Origin of the sequence: Arsukibacterium sp. (assembly GCF_036735525.1) — a bacterium.
Classification (GTDB): domain Bacteria; phylum Pseudomonadota; class Gammaproteobacteria; order Enterobacterales; family Alteromonadaceae; genus Alishewanella.
The window spans coordinates 1-2,717 of the sequence record NZ_DAINOE010000178.1 but is presented as its reverse complement, the minus strand read 5'-3'; the positions used below and the strand labels follow the sequence as shown (position 1 = coordinate 2,717).

3 protein-coding genes are annotated in these 2,717 nt (G+C 46.9%); all 3 read right to left on the bottom strand.

Annotation, left to right across the window (positions count from 1 at the left end):
- On the bottom strand, nucleotides 1-451 hold a 451-nt coding region (locus tag V7D78_RS16950), incomplete at its 3' end, for a glycosyltransferase (protein WP_333609633.1).
- On the bottom strand, nucleotides 448-1,890 hold the full coding sequence (xrtA, locus tag V7D78_RS16945) for an exosortase A (RefSeq protein ID WP_333609632.1): 1,443 nt from the start codon (nucleotides 1,888-1,890) through the stop codon (nucleotides 448-450). The genes V7D78_RS16950 and xrtA, both read right to left, overlap by 4 nt.
- The coding region (locus V7D78_RS16940) for a TIGR03087 family PEP-CTERM/XrtA system glycosyltransferase (protein ID WP_333609631.1) at nucleotides 1,887-2,717 on the bottom strand (831 nt) is incomplete at its 5' end. The genes xrtA and V7D78_RS16940, both read right to left, overlap by 4 nt.

Below are 2,717 nucleotides of genomic sequence, written 5' to 3'. Positions count from 1 at the left end.
ATAAGCAAACAAACTGATGCACAAAGACTTTGAACAGACGTTTTATCAGACGGTTCTTTTTGTTAACACCACCAATATCATTAGCATCCCAGCCATGTTCACCGTGAATACGTAGCGGGACTTTTCGCCACCAGCCAACCAGCTGTAACTCGAGTGTAGCCAGATTACGGCTGTGCAACACATCAGGCTGAAGTTGTTTTAACAGCTGGTTAAGCCGGCTGAAGGTGCCCCAATCATGGCCGGCTTTTTTATCCAGGCAGTATAGGGCGACACTATCTGTGGTTATTCTTTTAACAAATTCCGCATCATGACCAGTCAGGCTGACAATACTGTGCCGAAATTGCGAAGTAGGCAGCTGGTTAATCAGATTGACCACACCGTTCTCCAGACCACCGGTACTAAAGTGCCAGAGTAAATGGACGATATGAACCGGTTTAGCCTCAGTCGTCATTTTGCCGCTTCCTCAAGCAACCTAACCTCTTTGGCAAAAGCGGCCGCCTGCGTTAACAAGCTTATCGTCTGGGCATCAGCTTCAGACTCAATTGAAACGGCAAATACCCAGGCACCGGACTGTTGCTGACGGATAAAATAAGCCGCCTGATACAGTTTTGTGCGCCATTGTGAGGTGCTGCGATGCTCGCCCACCTGATACCAGTACAATACAGTGCGATGTTGGCCGCTTAAACTGCGCAACTGTAATATTGTGCCCTGCTCAGTGTCGATCCGTTTATTGACCTGCCAGTGCTGGGTATTGTACAAGCGGCTTCCCCAACCAATTAATTTGCCATCCTGCTGTTTATTGGCGTAGCAGGCAGCAAAATACTCAATATTACTGTCAGGTTGCGCATAGTATTCAGCCAGGCTCAATGGAAAACGGATGCCCCAGTTGCTTTGATTAATATCCGCCGCATTGGTTTTGGCCAGTTGCAGCGGTTGAGCTGGTGGCGATATCAGATCTAAGGATAAGCGGTAGCTGGCGCCAAGTAACAAGGCTATTGCTGCTGTAGCTATTACCTTTTGATAGCCAGGAAACACAAAAGACTGCCTGACATTTTGAGATAGTTTTAACGCGGGATCTGAAAAGCGTGAGCCTATCCAAAAACCTGCTAACAGTACCACTGCAAAAAACAGCCAGCCATAAAGGTAATGATCGGCACCAAAGCCGAGCCTCATTTCAGATTTTTCGCCAATATACACCAGCATAAAAGCTCTGACACCATTAGCCAAAATAGACATGATGGCCATAAACAAAACTAAAATTACTTGTTTATAAAAGCGGTTAAAATGCAGATAAGCAAATAACACCGATGTGGCCATAGACGCTATTAAAAATCTGAGGCCTGAGCAGGCTTCCGCCACTTCAAATAAGCCAACAGGCGTTGCTAAAAACAGGCCTTCGCGGTACACCGGGATATTCACCAGATGAAGCATAGCTACTGTCATGTCAGCGGTAATATTTTGCAATAATGGCGAGAGTTCCTCACCAAAGGGCACCAGAAAAATCAGATAGGCAATGGCAAAGCAATGTTTACGACTATTTTCGTTGCCCAGAAGCAGCCAAAGTATCGCCTGCAACGTCAGTACTGCCGCCAGATGTTTAAATAAGGCAATATCTAAGGCAAAACCGGCAAACCAGAATAACTGGACTAACACCAGGCTAATCGCCGGACACCAGATCCAAACCGAAGGTAGGGGGGCAGTGTCCGGAAATTGCTTGGCTTTAAAAAAGAAATACAAACTAATAGGTAAAATAAGATAACAATGGTTGTAGGTAGCAGAACTGCGCCATACCCGCTCCATATCAAGCCAGGTATCAATATATAAGCCTAAATAAGCCATACTGAGTAAGGTAAAAATAAGCAAACTACTGATGGTGCGGTTAGGTGTCATTGGCTAGCCACTCCATCCAGATATTGCGTCAGTTTTGCCAGCGTATGTGGCCAGGTAAAGTTATCCAGGATCCACTGGCGATTATCACAGCGGTCAACAGGCTGTTGTAATAAATGAAGGCACGCCTCACTAAAAGCCTCAGCGCCATCGGCAATAAGGGTGCTTGTGTTTGCTGGCGCATTGATCCCTTCCATAGCCATAGCACTGCAGACAACAGCTTTATTCATGGCCATAGCTTCCAATACTTTATTCTGAATGCCTCGGGCAATCAGTATGGGTGCCACAGCAAAGCAAGCCTGCTGGATATAGGGCCTTATATCCTCAACCCGGCCAGTAACGACCACACCAGGCTGCTGAGCCAGTGCCCGCACCGCAGGACTGGGTTTACCTCCTACGATTAAAAAATGCAGTTCTGGCTGTAATTGTTTCAGGCGGGGCCAGACGTGCTGACAAAACCAGCATACCGCATCTACGTTGGCCCAATAATCCATAGCGCCGGTAAACACAATATAGTGCTGCGGCAGGCTTACTGACGCTGTTGTCAGGGCAGGATTAAAAAAGGCCGTGTCAACACCGTTTAACAGGCTATGTACTTTGGGTTGCAATTCGGCAGGTAACAGCTGACGAAAGGCATTGGCTTCATCTTCAGAGACAAAGAGGCTGGCATTAAAGCGTTGGCAGATGGCAATTTCATATTGCTGCAGTAAACGCGCCTCCCGATTATAAAACCAACGTTTAAGACCGCTGGCTTTGTCAGCGTACTGTTGCCATTTATCGGAATCGATATCAACAAAGTCAATCACCCGGTGCAGTAATGCTGCGCTGTC